The 20,724-nt window shown below is 42.0% G+C and carries 14 protein-coding genes; 10 read left to right on the top strand and 4 right to left on the bottom strand.

From position 1 onward, the window contains the following. Nucleotides 1-4: 4 nt before the first annotated feature. Nucleotides 5-1,669, top strand: coding sequence for a cyclic peptide export ABC transporter (locus LU361_RS15820; protein WP_233089858.1), 1,665 nt, complete (start codon nucleotides 5-7; stop codon nucleotides 1,667-1,669). A gap of 318 nt (nucleotides 1,670-1,987) precedes the next feature. Here the strand turns inward: LU361_RS15820 and LU361_RS15815 are convergent, their stop codons facing one another. Next, on the bottom strand, nucleotides 1,988-4,294 hold the full coding sequence (locus tag LU361_RS15815) for a TonB-dependent siderophore receptor (protein ID WP_233089857.1): 2,307 nt from the start codon (nucleotides 4,292-4,294) through the stop codon (nucleotides 1,988-1,990). Between the two features lie 347 nt (nucleotides 4,295-4,641). On the opposite strand from LU361_RS15815, the gene LU361_RS15810 reads away from it, so the two are divergent. The 3 genes from LU361_RS15810 to LU361_RS15800 are packed head-to-tail and all read left to right on the top strand — an operon-like array spanning nucleotide 4,642 to nucleotide 6,790. After that, a complete protein-coding gene (locus LU361_RS15810) occupies nucleotides 4,642-4,920 on the top strand; it encodes a DUF3649 domain-containing protein (RefSeq protein ID WP_233089856.1) in 279 nt (92 codons plus the stop codon). Beyond that, on the top strand, nucleotides 4,917-6,521 hold the full coding sequence (locus tag LU361_RS15805) for a PepSY-associated TM helix domain-containing protein (RefSeq protein ID WP_233089855.1): 1,605 nt from the start codon (nucleotides 4,917-4,919) through the stop codon (nucleotides 6,519-6,521). Before LU361_RS15810 ends, LU361_RS15805 begins: the two co-directional genes overlap by 4 nt. A 2-nt stretch (nucleotides 6,522-6,523) precedes the next feature. Next, entirely contained in the window at nucleotides 6,524-6,790 is a 267-nt protein-coding gene (locus tag LU361_RS15800; RefSeq protein WP_233089854.1) for a DUF3325 domain-containing protein, read from the top strand. A 132-nt stretch (nucleotides 6,791-6,922) separates the two neighbouring features. On the opposite strand, the gene LU361_RS15795 is transcribed toward LU361_RS15800, so the two are convergent. Continuing rightward, nucleotides 6,923-7,261, bottom strand: coding sequence for a hypothetical protein (locus LU361_RS15795; RefSeq protein WP_233089853.1), 339 nt, complete (start codon nucleotides 7,259-7,261; stop codon nucleotides 6,923-6,925). A gap of 366 nt (nucleotides 7,262-7,627) precedes the next feature. Here LU361_RS15795 and LU361_RS15790 point away from each other — a divergent pair, with 366 nt between their 5' ends. Next, on the top strand, nucleotides 7,628-8,191 hold the full coding sequence (locus LU361_RS15790; RefSeq protein ID WP_233089852.1) for a DJ-1/PfpI family protein: 564 nt from the start codon (nucleotides 7,628-7,630) through the stop codon (nucleotides 8,189-8,191). A gap of 28 nt (nucleotides 8,192-8,219) precedes the next feature. Then, nucleotides 8,220-8,612 (top strand): ribbon-helix-helix domain-containing protein, encoded by a 393-nt coding sequence (locus LU361_RS15785; RefSeq protein WP_233089851.1) that lies wholly within the window; start codon nucleotides 8,220-8,222, stop codon nucleotides 8,610-8,612. A 106-nt stretch (nucleotides 8,613-8,718) separates the two neighbouring features. On the opposite strand, the gene LU361_RS15780 is transcribed toward LU361_RS15785, so the two are convergent. Further along, on the bottom strand, nucleotides 8,719-10,065 hold the full coding sequence (locus LU361_RS15780) for a choice-of-anchor Q domain-containing protein (RefSeq protein ID WP_233089850.1): 1,347 nt from the start codon (nucleotides 10,063-10,065) through the stop codon (nucleotides 8,719-8,721). 949 nt (nucleotides 10,066-11,014) lie between these two features. On the opposite strand from LU361_RS15780, the gene LU361_RS15775 reads away from it, so the two are divergent. Then, on the top strand, nucleotides 11,015-13,414 hold the full coding sequence (locus LU361_RS15775; protein WP_233089849.1) for a penicillin acylase family protein: 2,400 nt from the start codon (nucleotides 11,015-11,017) through the stop codon (nucleotides 13,412-13,414). Between the two features lie 139 nt (nucleotides 13,415-13,553). Here the strand turns inward: LU361_RS15775 and gloA2 are convergent, their stop codons facing one another. Then, nucleotides 13,554-13,937 carry an SMU1112c/YaeR family gloxylase I-like metalloprotein gene (gene gloA2 / locus LU361_RS15770; RefSeq protein WP_233089848.1) on the bottom strand — a complete coding sequence of 128 codons (384 nt, stop codon included), beginning with the start codon at nucleotides 13,935-13,937 and terminating at the stop codon, nucleotides 13,554-13,556. 786 nt (nucleotides 13,938-14,723) lie between these two features. Between gloA2 and LU361_RS15765 the strand changes: the two genes are divergently transcribed. The 3 genes from LU361_RS15765 (at nucleotide 14,724) to LU361_RS15755 (ending at nucleotide 20,685) form a co-directional block, all read left to right on the top strand. Next, nucleotides 14,724-17,552 (top strand): TonB-dependent receptor, encoded by a 2,829-nt coding sequence (locus LU361_RS15765; RefSeq protein ID WP_233089847.1) that lies wholly within the window; start codon nucleotides 14,724-14,726, stop codon nucleotides 17,550-17,552. Between the two features lie 98 nt (nucleotides 17,553-17,650). Further along, nucleotides 17,651-19,156 carry a tryptophan halogenase family protein gene (locus tag LU361_RS15760; protein ID WP_233089846.1) on the top strand — a complete coding sequence of 502 codons (1,506 nt, stop codon included), beginning with the start codon at nucleotides 17,651-17,653 and terminating at the stop codon, nucleotides 19,154-19,156. After that, nucleotides 19,153-20,685 carry a tryptophan halogenase family protein gene (locus LU361_RS15755; RefSeq protein ID WP_233089845.1) on the top strand — a complete coding sequence of 511 codons (1,533 nt, stop codon included), beginning with the start codon at nucleotides 19,153-19,155 and terminating at the stop codon, nucleotides 20,683-20,685. Before LU361_RS15760 ends, LU361_RS15755 begins: the two co-directional genes overlap by 4 nt. Nucleotides 20,686-20,724 lie beyond the last annotated feature (39 nt).

Below are 20,724 nucleotides of genomic sequence, written 5' to 3'. Positions count from 1 at the left end.
TTCAATGGAATTAATGCGTTTTATTTTTTCCTCATCGCGGCAAACATTTATTCTTGCCGTGCTTGCGGGAATTGGTTCCGGCCTTTGTATGGTAGGGCTGTTGGCGTTGATCAACCAGGCATTGCACAACATTGGCGAAGTAACTGTGTTATCGATGGGACTGTTTACCGCTTTGCTAGCGGCAATGGTGTTCTTTCGAGTGAACTCAACGGTATTACTGACCAAGCTAAGCCAAAAAAGTATCGCTGAAATGCGCATGCGTTTGAGCAAAAAAATTCTTGCAGCGCCACTGAAAGTGACTGAGCGCCAAGGCCCGCATAAATTATTGGCAACACTGACCGACGACGTAGCAGCGTTGGCAAACGGCATTATGCGATTGCCGTTTCTATTCATTAATTTGGCCGTCATCAGCGGCTGCTTGGTGTATATGCTTTGGTTATCGTGGTGGTTATTTTTACTGGCCTTGTTCTTTATTTTTGCTGGGGTCATGGTCTACCGCTTACCAGAGTCACGCGCGCTAGGTTTATTAAATGAAGCCCGCGGATTTGCCGATAATCTTTATCAAGGTTTTCAGGCAATTTGTTCTGGCACCAAGGAATTAAAAATCCATCGCAAACGACGCGAAATGTTTTTTAATGGTCCACTGCAAGAAGCCGCACAAGGTTATGCCGATAAAACCATCAGTGGTACACGCTACTATTCATTTGCTGGAAGTTTTGGCTTGTTAATGTTCTTTATGATCATTGGCTTTTTGGTGTATTTATTCCCGAGTTGGGCAAACCTAGATGCAGCCACATTAACTGGCTACGTTATGGTGTTTTTATTTATTCAAGGTCCGATGGAAGTGGTCGTTTCTGCCATTCCCGAACTGGCGAAAACCTCGGTAGGCTTACGTAAAATTCAAAAGCTCGGTTTAGATTTGAATTTAGAGGAAGAGGGTAAACTTGAGACGCCCGATAATGTGCAGCTTATCGAAAGCAAACAATGGCAAACCATCAGTCTCGACAGTGTGATTCACAGCTATTACCGTGAGTTGGAAGATACGCATTTTCAACTTGGTCCCATTGATATGAGCATTAACCGAGGTGAGCTTATTTTCTTAATTGGCGGCAACGGTAGCGGTAAAACCACATTCGCCAAATTGTTGCTCGGTTTGTACGAACCTGAAAGCGGCAACATTAAGGTTGACGATGTTATTGTTGAATCCAACAATTTAGAAAGTTATCGACAATTATTTTCTGTTGTGTTTGTAGACTTCTTCTTATTTGAGCAGCTGCTCGGTTTTGAAGACACCGAAATCGATGCCTTAGCTGAGAGCTACATTGAAAAACTGCAACTTAACCATAAAGTGAAAGTAGAAGATGGCAAGCTATCCACGGTTCAATTGTCGCAAGGGCAAAAGAAACGTTTAGCGCTGTTAACCGCTTATTTAGAAGATCGCGATTTTTATGTATTTGACGAGTGGGCTGCCGATCAAGACCCGTTGTTCAAGCGTATTTTCTATACGCAAATTTTGCCCGATCTTAAAGCTAAAGGTAAAACCGTATTGGTGATCAGCCATGACGATCAATACTTCGATATTGCCGACCGATACATCAAAATGGATTCCGGTAAGGCAGAGTTGAGTGAGCATATGCCTGAGATATTTATGGATAAAGAAACCGCTTAATTTGTTCGTAAACAAATAACTGTGAATTCTTATGCACAAGGATGTGCGAGTTTGAATCCTTCGAAAAGTCTTAGACAACCCTTCCAAAGCTCTTATCTTTAAATTTCTTGTTTAACTCAAGATTGCTGAAATTCAGTCTTTAATGTGTGCCGATTATAATTAAATCGATTAGTTAATTTATTGCAATTTAGAAGTTATTAACAATAAATAAAAAGACTACAAATTAATTGGGATAGAGTGGAATAGATAGAAGATGGGGTTGGTAAGCACATCCTTGTGCTTCAAGAAACATCCCTGTGTAAACGCTTTAGGTGTTCATTAGAATTCTAATGAAGCACTGGCAAAGACGGTTCGTGGTTGACCAACACCGATACGGAAGTTGTTACTGCCTGGAATGAAGTATTCTTCGTCGGTTAGGTTTTTCACGCCTGCTTGAACACGCACTTGTGAGCCGCTACCGATTGGGAAGTAGTACCAAGCGGTGGCTTCAAGCAAGGTGTAATCATCAAGCTCGATGGTGTTCGCGCCATCAGCGTAACGATCACCCGTGTAGAATGCACCGGCACCCAAACCCAAACCACGGAAGCTACCTTCTTTAAATTCGTAACTTGCCCAAATGCTGGCGCTGTTTTCTGCAACACCTTGCGGGTCGTTTCCTTCAAGGAATTGGCTTTCAGAAATTTCAGCATCGGTGTAAGCGTAAGCGGCAACCACGTTTAAGCCATTTAAGAATTGAATACTGGTATCAATTTCTAAACCGCGAGATTCTTGCTCGCCGTTAAATACACCGGCACCCGTTAGCGGGTCAGTTCCGTTGAGAACGTTTTCTAGTTCTAGGTCGTAAATAGCAACGTTGAAGTTAAGCGCTTCATCAAAGAAAGAGCCTTTAACACCCACTTCGAATTGCTTACTTTCACTTGGGTCTTGGTTTTGTGCTTCACCGGTAATGGTGTTTTGCACAACGTTTGGTGTGAATGATTCGCTGTAGCTTGTGTATAGAGAAACGGTTTCAGTCGGCTTAAATACCAAACCGGCGTTAGGTGAAAGCTCAGTTTCTGAATCGCCACGGAAACGGGTCGTTGTACCGTCTGGCACAAATGCAAACGCAGACAATGCTGGATTCGGGAATGCACTTAAAATGGATCGTGTGGTGATTTCACGTTCGAATTGGTCAAAACGTAAACCTAGCGAAGCAATCCATTGATCGTTAAGTGTAATCTGATCCTGAATATAAATACCGATTTGCTCATCTTCAGTATCGGTTGTAGAAACCGGAGTGACATCGCGGCGGAAATCATCGAAGGTTGGATCGAAAATATTCAGCGCATTAAATTCGGTGAACAAAGTGAAATCAGGAACAGGAATCTGACCAGCTAAACCAGTTTCCGCCAAGGTGACTAGAGATACATTGCTCTTGAAATCTTGGTTGCGTTGGTAGGCATCAATACCGGTTGCAATAACGTGTTGTTTACCAAACGCTTCAATTTCGCCGGTAAAACGGAAAGCAACGAAGAAGTTTTCGTCAAGGGTATCACTTTCAAACGAGGTACGAAGTAATACACCGTCTTCAGGAACACTGTTAAATGACAAGCCAGCACCACCGGTTGCAAGAATTGAACTGATGGGTGGTAATCCTGGCAATAAGCCGTTTGAAGCTAGCGATGGGTTATTTTGATAACTGAACGCGTCGTTTTCTTCGTAGTTGAAAATAGACTCGAATTTCCAATCGTTAGCAAAAGTGTGTTGGTATTCGATACGAGCGGTTTTTTGAAGGCTGTCGAGTACATCGAGGTCTTCACCCAAACGACGATCTTCAGGAATATTAGCGAGATCAAAATTACCGTTGGCGTCTTGGACTACGACAGTACCGCGATCGATCGGCGCTTCACTGGAAACAATTTCAACCGCTGCGGTAATTTGGTCAACGTCTGAAATAATCCAAGTAAGAGAAGGGGAGAAACTCTTACGTAAAATGTTGGATTCGCTGGTGGCTTCGCGGAAGGTATCGGTGTCTTCGTAAGAAGTTACCAGACGATAAAGCAGAGTTTCGTCTTCGTTAAACGAACCAGTGAAATCCGCAAACGTGTACTGTTGGCCTTCGTCATCGAAATTAGTCGATAAGAAGTTACGAGTCACGGCTTCTGGCCTTTTAGTCACAACGTTAATAACGCCGCCGGGTTCGGTTTGACCGTAAAGCAGGGCAGTTGCACCTTTAACCACTTCTACGTGGTCAACGTTTGGTGTTTGTACGCGTCGGCCTTCCTGTGCCAAACGGAAACCGTCCTGGTAAATCGAGTTAACGCGGAATCCACGTAAAATAAAGCTGTCGCCGGTACCACCAACCACTTTAAACGGCTGAACACCACTGATATTTCTGAGGGTGTCGTCCAATTCTAACGATTGCTGATCCAAAATAATTTGCTCAGGAATGACCTGAATTGAGCGCGCGGTATCAAGCAGCGAGCTTTTGAAGCCTGTGGTAGATACGGCTTCTTTCGCGTTGTAACGATCGGAGTCAGTTCCGTAAACCGTGATTTCTTCGATTACCGTTTCAGCACTGTTGGCCGCCATTGCGTGGCAAATTCCGAGCACCAAAAGATTAGTTGAAAATAACTTAGTTGCCATAAGTAAGGTCCTAGCCCTTATATTCGTAAAGAATCTATAGGAATTTCTGGTTAACCCATCTGACCTTAAAAGCGTCGTAATCAGACCAAACACATTAGGCCAAACGTACAGGCCCGAGTGATCTGGGGTTAACCTGAGATTCCTAGAGTTGTCGGTGTTTCTAATGGATTTATATGCGAATTGATATTATTAATGATAATTGTTATCATTATCTAATGCAATAAATTAACGCGCCACTGATTATTTTGATTGATTTAAATCTGGTTACGATTTCCCAATTGATTGAGAAAACAGTAAATTAGGGCATTCGATTGTAAGGTTGTTATTTTCAACTTCTGATTCTATTTATGCAGATGCACCCCAAATTATTGGTAACCTTTCGTGTTATCGCCGCTGTTTTTATTGGCTACCTTGTAGCGACCGCCTCCGGAATATTTTTGTCCCTGATTTTACCCACTGACGACGGCTCAGCATTCGTGTTCGGCATCATGGCAACTTTTGCCGTATGGGTTGTGGCAATTATGTGGAGTTTTTACGCCAGCAGTTTAAAACGCGTTTGGTTAGGGCTGTTGATTCCGACGGTGCTGCTTGGTTGCTTAATTGGCTTGGTAAGGAGCTTGTCATGATTGGCAGTAATTTCAGGCAATCGATGACGTGGCTTCATACTTGGGCAGGCTTAGTTGTCGGTTGGGTGTTGTTTTTTGTATTTCTCACGGGAACATTAGGCTATTTCGATACAGAAATTGACCGTTGGATGCAGCCAGAAAGACCCGTTTTTGACGGTAATATAGACTCAAGGCAAGCCATCACCTTAGCCGAACAATACCTTAATAATGAAGCGCCTGAGGCCAAATCGTGGCGTGTGACTTTGCCGGTTAATCGCAACCACTCAGACCTAATTGTGCGTTGGAAACCCAACCCAGAGATCGATCATAACGGCGCAAAAATTTATCACGGCACCGTTATTCAAACATTAGACCTCAATGGTGAGGTAGTAAATTACCGCGAAACCGGTGGCGGCCAAAAATTGTATAAAATGCATTACGATTTGCATTATGTGCCGGAGCTGGTTGGTAATATTTTGGTAGGAATTTGTACCATGTTTATGCTGGTTGCATTGACCACCAGCGTAATCGCCCATCGAAAAATCTTTCAAGAAATATTCACTTTTCGTCCCTTTAAAAAGCAGCGCTCCTGGTTAGATATTCACAATATTTTTGGTGTGCTCGCCTTGCCGTTCCACTTTATGATCACCTACAGCGGTTTGGTGTTTTTCTATCTAACGTTAATGCCGTTGGTTTATTTTGGCGTTTATGGCAACAACGAATCAAAAGCGGTGAGTGATACTAAAATGTATCCTCCGCCAATTGTGCGTTCAGAACACAGTGCCGAAATGATGCCATTGAGCTTTTTCTACGACAAAATTCGTGAGATTAAAGGCGATAACACTGTTGTTGAAACCATCAATATCGATCATCCCAACAACGGTGCGGCTCGAATTAATGTACGAATCCTGACGGATAATTTCACTTACAGTCAAGATTGGTTGTTCGATGGCGTTACCGGCGAATTAATCGCCGATGGTGAGCAACCCGCAGGAACCGTTTTTTATCGAGATTTCTTAGGCATTCATGAAGGCTTATTTGCCGATATAAGCCTCCGCTGGTTGTACTTTATTTCTGGGATATTCGGCACGGCCATGATTGGTTCGGGATTAATTCTTTGGATACAAAAAAGACGAATTAAAAATCTTCGCCTGGGGCTGCCGATTCCAATGAATATTCAGCTTATTGAAAAGTTTAATATTGCGACCATTGTTGGTTTGCCAGCTGCCATTGCCGCTTACTTTCTCGCCAATCGTATTTTGCCGTTAGATTTGCCCAACAGAGTCAGTGCTGAGTTGGATGTTTTATTTGTTACATGGTTATTATTAACGTTTCATGCGTTATTACGACCTCGACACTACGCTTGGATGGAGCAACTTCTGTTTGCCGCATGCCTATTTATTCTGGTGCCTATTGTTAATTCCATCACCACAGATCGTGGCTTATTTACTTCTCTTGCCAATCTCGATTGGGTGTATGTGAGCTTTGATTTTTTATCTGGCGTAGTTGGAATTGGCTTTATTGCGTGTGCTTACTTGTATAAAAAATACAGTGCTGATTCTTCTACAGCTACCGAAGCGGAAGATACTCCTGCCGATACGCAAAACTTGGCGGAGGGATAACCGTGCTGGAATTTATAACTGCGGCAATAGGCTTGGTATTAATCAGTTTATCGATGAGAAAACACCAAAAGGTCTTTTTTCCCGAAGCGTTGAGCCAACTTACGGTGATTATAATTAAAAGCTTTGGCTGGTCGACGTTAATTTTGAGTTACAAAATTTCCATTGACCATTCTGGTATAGGTTTAGGCAGTTTGTATTATTTGGGAATATTAACGTTGTTCTCATTTGCGCTGGCAATGTTTTACACCGTTTATACTGATCAGCAATAAACGGCAACTCAGCAACTAAAAAAGAGCTAAAAAATTAGATATGCAGAATAAGCGCCTTTATTGCCAATCAATGAGATAAAAGCGCTTGTTTCTGTTATTTAATCGTCGACCGACTTTTGTTGATTTAAAAAGTTATTGATTTAAGATCTCAATCGGTCCGTGATCATCACAGTGGCCATCGTGGACATGATGTAATCGTCCATCAACAATGTAATCAATATGGTCCCCGTGGGGAACGGCTTCGTGGCCGCAACCTGGACCATGAACGTGATTCCCACAACTCGAAATAGGTTGGCAGCCGTCTGGATTGGTGGCACTTACTTCAATTACATGCTCGTCGTAATGATCTTCGTGCGGATGATGCAAATGACCGTCGTGAACGTAGTCGACATGATCACCGTGCTTGATTGCCGTATGACCGCAGCCTGGGCCGTGCACATGATCATGCTTATGGGTATTTGAACAACTCATCGTTTATTACCTCCCACTTATTATTGTTGGTCGTCTAAAAATAATAGACCATAGCTTGATCAATTTCAGCACTAATCACTTCGATACCGATAAAACTTCGGCAACACTGAAACTTGCCGATAATCACTGTCGAGAAATGATGACTCATTGCCTGTTATAGAATAAGCGATCGTAAATTAAATAATCGTAGAACAAGTAATCAAAGAGTAAATAATTAGAGAACCAGCAGTCAAAGAAAGTCTGCTTAAATCTAAGTGCTTGTTACTGCGTAGTATAATGATATTACCCCGGCGCCGAAATTACATGATGTAATCATTCCCGTAGTAATAACCTCTTATTAATTCTATAAAACTACGAGTAGGCATTATGAAAAAGATTCTTATGATTACCGGCGACTTTGTTGAAGACTACGAAAACATGGTGCCGTTTCAGGCGTTAATTGCATTTGGTTACCAGGTAGATGCTGTTTGTCCGGGTAAAAAATCCTGTGAAACCATTGCAACGGCTATACACGATTTTGAAGGCCATCAAACCTACACCGAAAAGCCCGGTCATAATTTTGAATTAAATGCCACCTTCGATGAAATCGATGCTTCAAACTATGATGCTCTCTACATTCCCGGAGGCCGTGCGCCAGAATATCTGCGCTTAAACGAAAATGTATTGGCGATTGTACGCACATTTTTTGACGCGAATAAGCCGGTTGCATCGATTTGTCACGGTCTTCAATTGCTGGCCGCAGCCAACGTTTTAAACGATTATAAAGTTTCGGCGTACCCAGCGTGCAAACCTGAAGTACAAGCGTGCGGTGGTATTTATGCTGATATCGCTATAACCGATGCTATTACCGATAAAAACCTCGTTAGTGCGCCAGCGTGGCCTGCGCATCCTGAATTTCTTAAGCAATTTGTAGCATTATTAACCCAATAATTTCAATCGACGTAATATCGAGAACACAATGTGTAAATTATTTATTGAAGCCGACAGTCAACTTTGGAAACCAAATACTCGATCCATTCGAATCGACGGCGTGGTTACCTCCATCCGTTTAGAACATTTTTTCTGGAATATGCTGGAAGAAATTGCTGATCGCGACGATTTATCCGTTGGCCAATTAATTACACGATTGTATCTAGAAGCAATGGATGCCGACCATGATTTGGGTAATTTCACGTCATTTTTACGCGTGTGCTGTTCTCGATATTTATCACTGATTGCCGACGGCCAACTCGAAAGAGACGCTCGTCTTCCGTTGGCTACATTAGACGGAAAATCAATGATTGAGTTTGAGGCTGAAAATTCAAAAGCTCGCCACACAGAAATAGACAAACGTCGCAGGCCGACTCATTAATTAATTTATTGAGTGAAAATAGTAACCGTGTAATTGCAAGTAATCCGTTGTAATACACAACAACGGATTACTCAAAAAGTAAACTCTCCTGAAACTAAAACAAGAGCTATCTTGCTTGATAAGCTCCCGCATCAATGCGTTTTACACGTGGAGTTCCATCGGCGTCTTGCACCGGCGCTTTCTTAAACGAACCAGCACCAATGGCAGGTGATTGCGCGTTGAGGTGTAAGTCAAAATTATTTCTGTCTACAAAGTAGTTAGAAAATTCTGCATTGCTTGGGCTCAAATTGTGGTCAGAAACCGTTCCAGAATCTTCAATCACAATTCTACCGATATTATTACGAACGATATTACCTTCACCGTGAGTGCCGTTTTTGTGCGGATTAATTCTGATCCAAGGGCGCATTCGTGGATCGTCGTTGTAATCAATAACGGTATTATTAATTACCGTACAATTTCTAGCTCCGTATAAAGAAATTCCATGCCAATGTTCGATTTGCAGAACATTATTTTCAACAATCCAATCGTGGTAGAAACCATCGAAAGCACCGATGCCTTGAAAGTTAGATAACAGGGCAGGGTTTGGGTGATTAAAGTCGGTAATAAAGTGATTGTTGCGTAAAATAACACCAACAACCGGTTGTCCGTTGCGGCTCCAGCTCTGAAAACCATCGTCGTGGTTGCCGTTTATATCGAATGCATTGGCGACGAAATTATTGCTGAATTCGCTGTAATTGCCGAGTCCTCTCATACCATCGCCGGCAAAATTAATAATGGAATTACCGTAAACGTACGCATGATCGTCAAAGGTGGTTATGCCAAAGCGAATATTGTAAATGGTATTGTTAGCAACCGTGGAATTCTCCGCAGCAATATCAATACCGCTTGAGCCTAAATTCGCCCAATCTTCAACACTCCAATGACTTACATCGGGAGCACTGAAAATATCATTGCCGATAATACGTATTTCTGAACTTGGGCCTCTAAAACTGTGCGACTCAACATCAACCAGTACTCCGGTGTGAAAATCAGCAATTGGAGAATGGCTGTTGCTGACACTTAAGCCACTAATTACCCAGCGCGCTGATGAGCGTATGAAAATACTGCTGACGGTGGGTGTTTGATTCAATCCTGCTTGAATCACAATGTCTTCGGCATTGATATAGCGATCCAATGCAATGTCGCCGTGATAACCTGACATTAATACGAGTGTATCTCCGGCTTTAACCGGTGCGCCAACATTCACGTTTTCTAACGTAGAGTCAGCTGAGTAGGGCGCAGACCAACGTTGCGATTCGATTAAGCGATTTTCAATAACTTCTTGTAATGTTCGCCAAGGTAATTCTTGAGAACCGTCGTTGCTGGACGAACCGTTTATCGGATCAATATAAAATGTGGCACTGTAACTGCTGGCCGACATTAGGCACAAAAAAGTAAAAATAATAACTCTCATGAATTGGCTCTCCATAAATGTTAAAGCAATCAATGAATAAAATTTTAAAAGTGGTTAGCTATTTAACTAGGCACAGTTTTTAAAAATAAGACGCACAGAAATCAGCATAAAAAAATGTTTTTTTATGCTGTTACCGGCGTTAGAACATTATTGTCGGAATAGGTATGCGAGACTTAGGGAAATTTGAATTTAAATCTCTTGTAATTTATAACAAATGAAAATGGCGGCTACAACCCGCTTGAATTTATTTGGAGTAGTTGATTTGATCTATAAAAGAGAGGCGTTAAATTAACGTTTAGAGTTTAAATATGCTTATAAATTAATATTCGATTATTCGAACTTGCTAAATTTTTGACTTAATTAAAGCCTAATGTATGTAAATTTGAAGTACTTATTGATTTCTGGAAAGTCAGGCTGTTCAATAGCCTCTGTAAGCTATTAAAACTGATTGGTACATTATCCTATCTTTTATAAATTAAATTGTTGTTTGTCTTTTAATGAGTAATAAAATAAATCAGAAAAATAAAATTATAAGCGCAGCAACAATGCCTTTAATAGATCGATTTTTTGTGAAGTAGTGAGTACAGCTCAGCCCAACTTCCATAAATTTACAATAATAGTGACAGGTTTGTTTATTTTAGCATCGATAAATCAAAATATGCAAATGCTTACCATTCTCAATTGGGCTAAAGCATGCTAGGATGGCGTTTTTGCGATTGATGTACAGAACTTTTCAGGATTGATGAAGGAGTTTGTTACCGTGCTAAAATATTCAATACGCCGCAGTTATAGTGACAGCCCCTCCAGAAAATTACGTTCGCTTTGATGTTTTTCCAATCAAATTAAAAAATTCAAAAAACTTACTTTCTTCTTTGAACTTGCTTTGAGCCCGTTGTTTGCTCAACTTCACTCTCAATTATTTAATTTTAAACCAGTGACAGTTAACATAATGAAACTCAAAAAAAATTTTTATGTAGCGTTAATATTTCTTTTAGCAGCCGAACTGAGTACCTCTGTTGTAGCAAAACCGTTAACCACCAACGGTAATCAATACCAAGCAAAAGTCACCTATACCGAACACGGAATACCGCATATTATTGCCGATGACTATGGCAGTTTAGGCTATGCAATGGGCTATACATCGGCGGCCGATCACGCGTGTAATATTGCTTACGCGATTATGGTCGCTCAAGGAAACAGCGCGAGTTATTTAGGCGCTGGTAAAGGCAACCGTTATGTTATTAGCGATACCGTCGTAAAAGCGATGGGTTATCCAGACCGCGCCGCAGAAGCATTTAAATCTCTTAGAAAAGATACCCAAAAAGCTTACGTTGGCTATGCCGACGGATTTAATCGATATTTGTCGGAACAGGGCACCAAAAATACCTGGTGCGAAGGCAAGTCTTGGGTTAAGTCGATAACTGCGACAGAACTGTTTGCTCGTTCTTATCATCTTTCGCAAACTATTAGTGTATTTGCCGGTGCAATCTACCTAGCTCAACCGCCCGCAAAAGACACTGACGCAAAGAAAACCGCGCAACTCACTAATCATTTTTGGGCGCAAGAAAACCATACCTTTCAAATTAACGATTTAGGGTCTAACGCCTGGGCCATTGGCAAAGATTTAACCGAATCGGGTAAAGGCATGTTGTTGGCAAACCCTCATTACCCGTGGTTTGGTACGAATCGATTTTGGGAAGTACATTTAACCATTCCCGATAAACTCGATGTTTACGGTGCGAGCCTATTAGGTGTGCCAATGGTATTGATTGGTTTCAATAAAGATATTGCTTGGTCTCATACCGTTTCTAAAAGTCAACGAGTGGCTTTTTACGAATTACAATTAGTTGATGGCAAACCAACACAATATGTATTCGATGGCAAACCAAAAGACATGCTGTCAAAAACGGTTTCTGTCGATGTATTAAATGATAAGGGCGAGCTTTCCCAGCAGAGCAGAACGGTTTGGTTCAGTCACCAAGGGCCGTTATTGCAATTACCCAATTTGCAGTGGGGCAATAAAAAAGCCTACGTAGCAAGAGATGCAAATATCGATAATTTCCGCTCGCCTGAGCAATGGTTTGATATGGCCAAAGCGCGCAGTTTAAAAACGTTTATTGGTGCTCATAAAAAATGGAATGCAATGCCTTGGGTGAATACCCTTGTTACCAGCCGCGATGGCGAGGTTGCGTATCTGGATAATTCAACAGTAGGAAATCTTTCCGATAAAGCCTGGGCGCAATGGAATAAACAATATAACGACAATCCGCTTATTAAAACGCTTTACGACAAAGAAAACCTTACCTTATTAGATGGCAGCAATAGCTTATTTGATTGGCTTGAAAGCAAACGCAGTTCAATACCTGGAACAACTTCTTTTGACCAGCGGCCACAAGTAATTCGCAACGATTACGTGTTTAATGCCAACGACAGTTATTGGTTGCCGAATACGAATCAGCCACTAACGGGCTACTCGCCACTTTACGGACCTACTGAGGCGTCTATTAGCTTAAGAAGCCGAATGAATATCCGACATTTAGAGTCATCGGAAGCTCGCGGTAATGACAATAAGTTTTCACTGGCTGAAATGCAACAGGCGCTATACACCAATCAATCAACCGCAAAAGATATTTTCTTAGAAGACTTAGTAGCCGCTTGCAAAACAAAAAGCCAAGTTGAATTAGATAATCAAACCATTGATATAAAAAATGTTTGCCAAGAAATTTCAAAATTTAATGGTTTATTTAATAACAACAGCCAAGGTGCCGTTTTATTTCGGGAATGGTTGCAGGCTTACCATATGTTGATTAAACGAGATAAATTACAATTATTCGCGAAGCCGTTTGACGTAAAAGACCCTGTGTACACGCCGTCTGGATTGGGCGATAAAAACGCAGCATTAGTTGCGCTTGCCTTGGCAGAGCGCCAGCTTAAAAAGGTAGATTTACCTTTGAATGCCACGCTCGAACAAGCGCAAATTCTGTATAAAAACGACAAAAGAGTGCCCATACACGGCGGTACTGAAATTGAAGGCGTGGCGAATTTTGTGAGTACGGGTATTGTTGACAGTACCGAACCGCACGAAATCGGCAAAACCACTGAAAAGTGGTCAATCTTAACGGACAAAGGTTATTTGATCGCGAAGGGTGGCAGTTTTATTCTGGCGTTAGAATACAAAGACGACGGTCCAGTAGCAGAGGCTATAATGACTTATTCGCAATCGGGTAGGGCAGACAGTGAATTCTATTCAGATCAAACCTATTTATACTCCGATAAAAAATGGCGACCTGTGCGCTTTCATCAGAAAGACATCGAAGAACACAAAGTAAAATCGTTTGTATTAAAGTAACGAACATTTCTCTGAAGGGGGAATTCTTGATAGGACAGTTTCTCTAATAGAGAGAACCCTAGATTAATTAGGGTTCTCTCTTTGATTCGATCTTGATTTAATCAAAGAGAGTTTGTCGGAAATTTTTCGCAATAGAAATTTACCGCTCATATATTTCTAACGGTAAGTTATCTGGGTCTTGAAAAAAAGTAAATTTCTTGCCGGTGATTGAATCAACTCGAATGGCTTCGGTATCGATATTTTTAGAGTTTAAATAATTCACTGTATTAGCAACATTATCTACTTCAAAGGCTAGATGCCTTAATCCTCTCGCTTCCGGTCGGCTGGCTCTTTCTGGTGTATTAGGGAATGAAAATAATTCAATCCTATCGTCATTGCTTAGCGCTAAATCAAGTTTCCACGATTGTCGATCTTCACGATAAGTTTCAGCAATAATCTGGCATCCAATAATATCCGTATAAAAATGTTTTGATAATTCGTAGTTTGAACAAATGATTGCGACGTGATGTATCTTATTAAACATTCTTGTTAATGCCTGTATTTATATGCTATTGATGTGTGTTTTTAATTTACCCTACAAGCGTATACCCAGTTTGTCTGATAAGACAAACGTGACGGGTTCTATACGCAATGAGATTTTTCCTGACCAAATTCTCATTCTATTTTTAATTTTTTATGACAGTATGAGTGAGTAGGGGAGTTATACGTTTACTGTTTAAAAATAACAAATTAAATTTTATGAGCAGTATTTCTAACAGGTAAGTCAATTCAAATAATAAATTATTCATAATCGGGCTAGGCAAAATAAATACCATTGCTTAATTACGCGAGTAAGTTTTTCACACCAGAAAACTTTTTATTACGAGCGCTGGTTTTCTTATTTGCTTTCAAATTTTTTACCAACATTATTGCTTGCTAAGCTAAGTTTTAAAATTTCTTAAAAACCACTAAATATCGTTGACAGCGTTGTCAGCATTTAATAAGGTGACAGCGTTGTCACACCTAAGCAAAATGACAGCGCTGTCAAAATCAAACACAACCTGCTCATAGAAAAAGAAATGACAGCGTTGTCATAAAGAAGTAAATGATGGCGCTGTTTTTAAAAGTTAAAATGACAGCGCTGTCATTTACTGCAGAACATAATTTTAAAAACACTGTAATTTCGCGCTTTAACGCGTGAAGGGCAAAGTTCAAAGCGATATATCTTGACGGTAACTTGTTTATTTTTCAGGACATTATTGGTGGCGAACGTCTGCGGTGGACGGCGTACAAAAAATATAAAAACCAAAAAAATAAAAAGGATCACCTAATGCCTCTCGATAACAACTATGGGTTCGTCCAAAAATCTTTTAAACGATCGGCACTCAGCGTTGCCGTATGTTCAGCCTTGTACTGTGGAGCTCATGTTTCTGCTCAGGAACAAGAAGTCGATGCTGTCGATGCTGAAGGTGCGCCGCTTGAGGAAGTCGTTGTCACTGGTATTCGTGGGTCGCTAATACGCGCTCAAGAAATTAAAAGTGGCAGCAGTTCCATTGTCGAAGCGCTCTCTGCCGAAGATATCGGTAAATTACCCGATTCTAGTATTGCAGAATCTCTGGCACGACTACCCGGATTGGCCGGTGAACGACGAAACGGTCGTACCAGTGGTTTATCCGTGCGCGGGTTTAAAGAAGATTTTGTCGGAACCACATTAAATGGCCGTGAATTGCTGGGAATTGGCGATAACCGTGGAGTTGAATTCGACCTTTATCCGTCTGAAATTTTAACGGGTGCCGTTATTTATAAAACACCGGATGCCTCGTTAGCGGCAGTGGGTGTTGGCGGCACGGTGGATTTGCGCACGGCGCGGCCTTTGGATGTCGATCCCACGCTTTCGGTTAATGCCTCGTTAGAAACCAACAGACTGAAATCTCCCAACCCAGATTTTGATGACGACGGTCATCGCTACGCCATTAATTTCGTCGATAAATTTGCCGACGACACCATCGGAATCGCCTTGGCGGTAGCGAGTACAGAATCACCATTACACCGCGAACAATTCGAAACTTGGGGCTATGAACCCAACGGACCTAACGGCGAATTGGTTCCCACCGGAGCCAACACCTTTGCAATTTCTCAGGTATTAGAGCGCGATACGTTCTCGGGTGTTTTTCAATACCGACCCAATCACAAATTAGACCTTACGGTTGATGCTCTGTACATCGATTTTGCCAACAGCGGTATTACCCGCGGTTTTATTGAGCAATTACCGTTTGGCACCTTAACTAGTGCCGATGGCGATTTCGGTCGCTCCGGCACAACCTCGGGATTTGATCCCGTTATTCGTACTGATCCATTGACCAATACCGGTGAATTAAAAACTTTTGGTTTTAATTTGGATTATGAATTTAATGATCGTTGGTCAATGAAACTCGATGTTGCGCACAGTGAAGCCGATAAAGTTGATCAGCGAGCAGAATCTTATGCAGGCACGGGCCGTTCAGGTTTGGCCGAAGCCAACCAAACCACACGTGATTTTTTAGTTACCGAAAACGGCGTTGAATTCTCTGGTTCATCCACAGACTTTTCTGATTTTGATCTGGTTCGATTGGCAGGACCGCAAGCCTGGGGCGGCGGTTTAGTTGCGTTCCAAGATCAATTTACCGGTCACGGTGTTGACGGCGTCAATTACTTTAACGCCCAAGACGGTTTTATTAACGAAGCTACATTCGAAGAAGAACTCGACAGTGTTCGATTAGAAGCCACACGCTTTTTTGAAGACGGGTTAATTACTGCCGTGAATTTCGGTGTTCAGTACTCCGATCGCTCAAAATCGAAAGTGAATTTTGGTGCGTTCTTAACAGCGCCAACTTTCCCATTCGATGCGCCGATTCCAGAAGAATTTCGTGAAGGCTTAACCGATTTAAGTTTTGCGGGTTTGGGTAGCGTAGTTGCTTATGATGCTTTGGGTCTTATTGAAAGCGGTTTTTACGATACGATTTCCGCAGATTTATTAGAAGCCAGCCGCGTTGCTGATACTTACACAATTGAAGAAGAAATCACGACAGGTTTTGTAAAACTGGATTTTGATACCCAATTATTTGGTATCAACGTGTTTGGTAATGTCGGCGTCCAAGCCATTTTCACCGATCAAAATGCCACGGGTTTTTCCGGTGTGCGTGATGAATCTGGCTTGATTCAGTTATCACCGGCCAACGGTGGTGCAAGCTACAGCAACGTGTTGCCAAGCCTAAATATGAATTTCGAAATTACACCGAGCCATATTGTTCGTGCTGCGGTATCGAAAGTTATTACACGCCCACGCTTTGACGATTTAAGACCCGGCGGCGCGATAGGATTCCGATTCAATTTAAACGAAGTGAGTCAATCAACACCTGAAAATGGGCCTTGGTTCTCTAACTCCGGTAACCCAGAACTGCGTCCATTAGAAGCGGATCAATTTGATTTAACCTACGATTGGTATTTTGCCGCTGACGGTTATCTCTCTGCGGGCTTCTTTTACAAAGATCTCGTTAACTGGCACAGAAACGGTACCGAAATCGTCGATTTCACGCCATTTTTCTTACCCGATGTGCACTTTGTTGTTGATCCTGCAACCGGCGAAGAAGTTGGACCAGCAACCTTTGAAGGCGTTAATACTTTCAGAGAAGACGGTTTGACCGGCCAAGTGGACGGTATTGAATTGGTTGCCAATGTTCCTTTATACACCTTCTCAGAAGCACTCGACGGCTTTGGTATTGTGTTTAGCAGTGCTTTCAGTAACGGAGAGCTAGACGACGGATCGGCGGTTCCGGGTTTGTCTGAAAAAGTCTATCAATTAACGGCGTACTACGAGCGCAACGGTTTTGAATTCCGAATTGCCGGTACCAAGCGCAGCGAGTTTGAATCCGAACAGCGCGGCGGTAGTAACTCGTTAGAGGTTGTTGATCGCCAGCCCGTTGAACTTTGGGATGCGCAAGTCAGTTATGACTTTAGCGAATCTAGCATCAGTTCGTTGCATGGATTACGAGTTTCTCTTCAAGCTCAAAACTTGACGGAAGAAGATGATGTCAACGCCGACGAAGCAGACGCTCGACAAGTTTTCCGCGCACAACGTTTCGGCACCAATTATATTCTAAACTTTAATTACTCGTTTTAAATTTAACTTGCTGTTATTGCTAAAACTGCTGGCTTTTTTTCGGCAGTTTTAGCGTTAAACTTTAACAGTCAAAGTCTCCTAATAAGAATAAATTTAAAATGGATAAAATAAGTCAAAGAATCAAGAAAGTGGTGGTTGTCGGCGGCGGCACGGCGGGCTGGATGTCTGCCGCTTTAATGCAACGCGTACTGGGCACTCAAATTGAAATTGAGCTGGTTGAATCCGAAGATATAGGCACGGTCGGCGTGGGAGAGGCAACCATACCGCCCATTCGTCACGTGAATGCTGTACTTGGTGTCAACGAAGCTGAATTTATTCGGGAAACCAAAGCCACGATTAAATTAGGCATTCGGTTTGAAAACTGGAAAAACCTCGGCGATAGCTATTACCACACCTTTGGTGAATCGGGCCAAAACCACGCGTTTTGTCAGTTTCACCACTATTGGTTGCGCGCTGAAAAACTCGGTTTTAATACCAACTATTGGGATTACGATCTAAATTATTTAGCCAGTGTTCGCGGTGTTTTTTCCAATCAGCGTGCCAAAGATCCTTCCTGGGATTTACCTTACGCCTACCATTTTGATTCCGCGCTTTACGGTCAGTTTCTCAGAAAAATCAGTGAAACCCGAGGCGTAAAACGCACAGAAGGGTTGATTGAACACGTTGTTATCGATTCAGATACAGGCTTTGTCAGTCAATTAAAACTGCAAGACGGCACCGACGTTAACGGCGATTTCTTTATTGATTGCTCTGGAATGAAAGGGTTACTCATTCAGAAAAAATTGGGTGTTGGTTTTGATGATTGGAGCCATTGGTTACCTTGCAATAAAGCCATTTTTGTTCCATCAAAAAGGCATGAAAAAACACACCCTTATACGCGTTCGATTGCTCATCAGGCGGGATGGCAGTGGTGTATTCCTCTGCAACATCGCAACGGCAACGGACTTGTGTTTAGCAGCAATCATTACAGAGATGATCAAGCCACACAATTATTGCTCGATAATTTAGAAACCCCAGCGTTGGGCGATCCGAAAATTATTCCTTTTCGAACGGGCAGAGCGCGCAAACAATGGCATCGAAACGTGTGTTCCGTGGGTTTATCGAGCGGATTTCTTGAACCGCTAGAATCCACCAGTATTTATCTTATTCAGTCTGCCATTGTTCGGTTAATTAAATTATTCCCACACGAGGGAGTCACCGACGAATTAGTCGACGAATACAATGCGCAATCGAAAAACGAATTTGAGTTAATTCGGGATTTTATTATTCTTCATTATCACGTGAATGAAAGAACCGATTCTCAGTTTTGGCGAGACAGACGGAGTATGGAGGTGCCTGAGCATTTGCAAAACAAACTCCAGCTATTTAAAGCCAACGGTCAACTGGTTCAAGATCAGATCGATATTTTTAAAGATCCCTCGTGGTTACAAGTGATGTTGGGCCAAGGTATAACACCTAAAGATCATCATCCACTGGCTAACGCGCCGAGCGATCAGCAGCTTGTTGAAATGTTAACAAAAATAATTGCTCACAAGAGAGCGCCTTTGGATCGGTTACCTGAACACGATACGTTTCTCAGCACACTCTGCGAGGGCCAACAATGAATCAATTACACGAAATTGTCATTCTTGGCGGCGGCACGGCGGGTTGGTTGACGGCGAATTTGATGGCGCATTTATTCAGCGACAAAGAACAGATTCAAATTACGGTTATTGAAGCGCCAGACATTGATATTGTCGGCGTTGGTGAAGGCTCGACACCGGCATTGAAAAAATTCTTTGAAATGATCAATATCGATGAAAGCGAGTGGATGACACGTTGCAACGCAACCTATAAATTAAACATTCGTTTTGATGGCTGGAGCCCTAATTCTGGAATCAATAATTACAGTCATCCTTTTATTTCGCAAACCGATATGTTTAGCCAGCGTGCGTTTATCGTAAATTGCATGACGCGAAGACTGGGTTTGGATGTGACCACGCAGCCGGATTTATTCTTTCTCAACAGTGTGCTCAGTCACCAACACAAAGGACCGGTTACGCCTGATAATTTTCCTTTTCGAATGGAATATGGTTACCACTTTGATTCTAGATTACTGGGTAAATTTCTCTCTGAGGTTGGTCAACGCCGAGGCGTTAACTACAAGCAACTAAAAATTACCGGAGCTGAACTCAACGACAACGGTGACATTGACTATCTCGTTACAAGCGATGGCACTCAAATATCGGGGGATTTGTTTGTTGATTGTTCGGGGTTTTCTTCGCTACTGCTGCAAAAAACCTTAGGCGTGGCCTTTAAAACGTTTAACGCCAATTTATTTAATGACTCTGCTGTGGTTATTCCAACCGCGATAGATCGCCACAAACCTGCAGAAACCGTTTCGTACGCAATGAAAAATGGTTGGTGTTGGAAAATTCCTCTGACCAATCGCTATGGCAACGGTTACGTATTTAGTTCGGATTTTATCTCGCCCAATGACGCCGAAACAGAGTTGAGAGAATCTCTGGGTCTTCTCGACAGCGATGTTCCGGCACGGCATTTAAAAATGAATGTTGGTCAAGCTGAGCATCACTGGCACAAAAACTGTTTGGCACTCGGTTTATCGCAAGGGTTTATCGAACCCTTGGAAGCTACTGGATTGCACTTGGTATTGGTTGCCATTGAATCTTTTGTCACAAAATATTTAGAAGGTAATCTTTCGGATAAATACCAAGGCGAATTTAATACTAAAATCAGCGAGCGTTTTGAGCGAGTGAGAGATTATATTGTGGCTCACTACAAACTGAATACTCGTAATGATTCTGAGTACTGGATTGCCAATCGCGAAAACACACATTTATCAGAATCGTTAAAACGCATTTTAGATGTTTGGTATCGCCGAGGTGATCTCGATGCAGAATTCCAACGCCAAAAAATCGAATCGCATTTTAGCAGTTTATCTTGGCATTGTTTGTTGGCAGGTTACGGTGCTTTTCCCGGCCTTGCACCTGAACAACCCAACAAAGGCGATTTGTATCTTGAACAAAATGTTGAATCGTTTATTAACGGTTGTAGTTTGAACTTTAAATCGCACCAACATTGTTTGGCGTTTTCAACTAACACTGGCGAACAACAATACAGTCACGCGCTATAACAACGAGCTTTCTATTGTTAGCTATAACGAGCTTTTCAT

The sequence above is a fragment of the Sessilibacter corallicola genome (genome assembly GCF_021290925.1).
Lineage (GTDB): Bacteria > Pseudomonadota > Gammaproteobacteria > Pseudomonadales > Cellvibrionaceae > Sessilibacter > Sessilibacter corallicola.
The sequence above is the reverse complement of the archived record's forward strand: the minus strand, read 5'-3'. Positions and strand labels throughout refer to the sequence as shown.

Excerpts from the sequence above, each read along its gene's own strand:
- LU361_RS15810 (WP_233089856.1), top strand. The coding sequence starts at position 4,642 with ATGCAGATGCACCCCAAATTATTGGTAACCTTTCGTGTTATCGCCGCT.
- LU361_RS15780 (WP_233089850.1), bottom strand. The coding sequence starts at position 10,065 with ATGAGAGTTATTATTTTTACTTTTTTGTGCCTAATGTCGGCCAGCAGT.
- gloA2 (WP_233089848.1), bottom strand. The coding sequence starts at position 13,937 with ATGTTTAATAAGATACATCACGTCGCAATCATTTGTTCAAACTACGAA.
- LU361_RS15790 (WP_233089852.1), top strand. The coding sequence starts at position 7,628 with ATGAAAAAGATTCTTATGATTACCGGCGACTTTGTTGAAGACTACGAA.
- LU361_RS15775 (WP_233089849.1), top strand. The coding sequence starts at position 11,015 with ATGAAACTCAAAAAAAATTTTTATGTAGCGTTAATATTTCTTTTAGCA.
- LU361_RS15795 (WP_233089853.1), bottom strand. The coding sequence starts at position 7,261 with ATGAGTTGTTCAAATACCCATAAGCATGATCATGTGCACGGCCCAGGC.
- LU361_RS15805 (WP_233089855.1), top strand. The coding sequence starts at position 4,917 with ATGATTGGCAGTAATTTCAGGCAATCGATGACGTGGCTTCATACTTGG.
- LU361_RS15755 (WP_233089845.1), top strand. The coding sequence starts at position 19,153 with ATGAATCAATTACACGAAATTGTCATTCTTGGCGGCGGCACGGCGGGT.
- LU361_RS15765 (WP_233089847.1), top strand. The coding sequence starts at position 14,724 with ATGCCTCTCGATAACAACTATGGGTTCGTCCAAAAATCTTTTAAACGA.
- LU361_RS15785 (WP_233089851.1), top strand. The coding sequence starts at position 8,220 with ATGTGTAAATTATTTATTGAAGCCGACAGTCAACTTTGGAAACCAAAT.
- LU361_RS15820 (WP_233089858.1), top strand. The coding sequence starts at position 5 with ATGGAATTAATGCGTTTTATTTTTTCCTCATCGCGGCAAACATTTATT.
- LU361_RS15760 (WP_233089846.1), top strand. The coding sequence starts at position 17,651 with ATGGATAAAATAAGTCAAAGAATCAAGAAAGTGGTGGTTGTCGGCGGC.
- LU361_RS15815 (WP_233089857.1), bottom strand. The coding sequence starts at position 4,294 with ATGGCAACTAAGTTATTTTCAACTAATCTTTTGGTGCTCGGAATTTGC.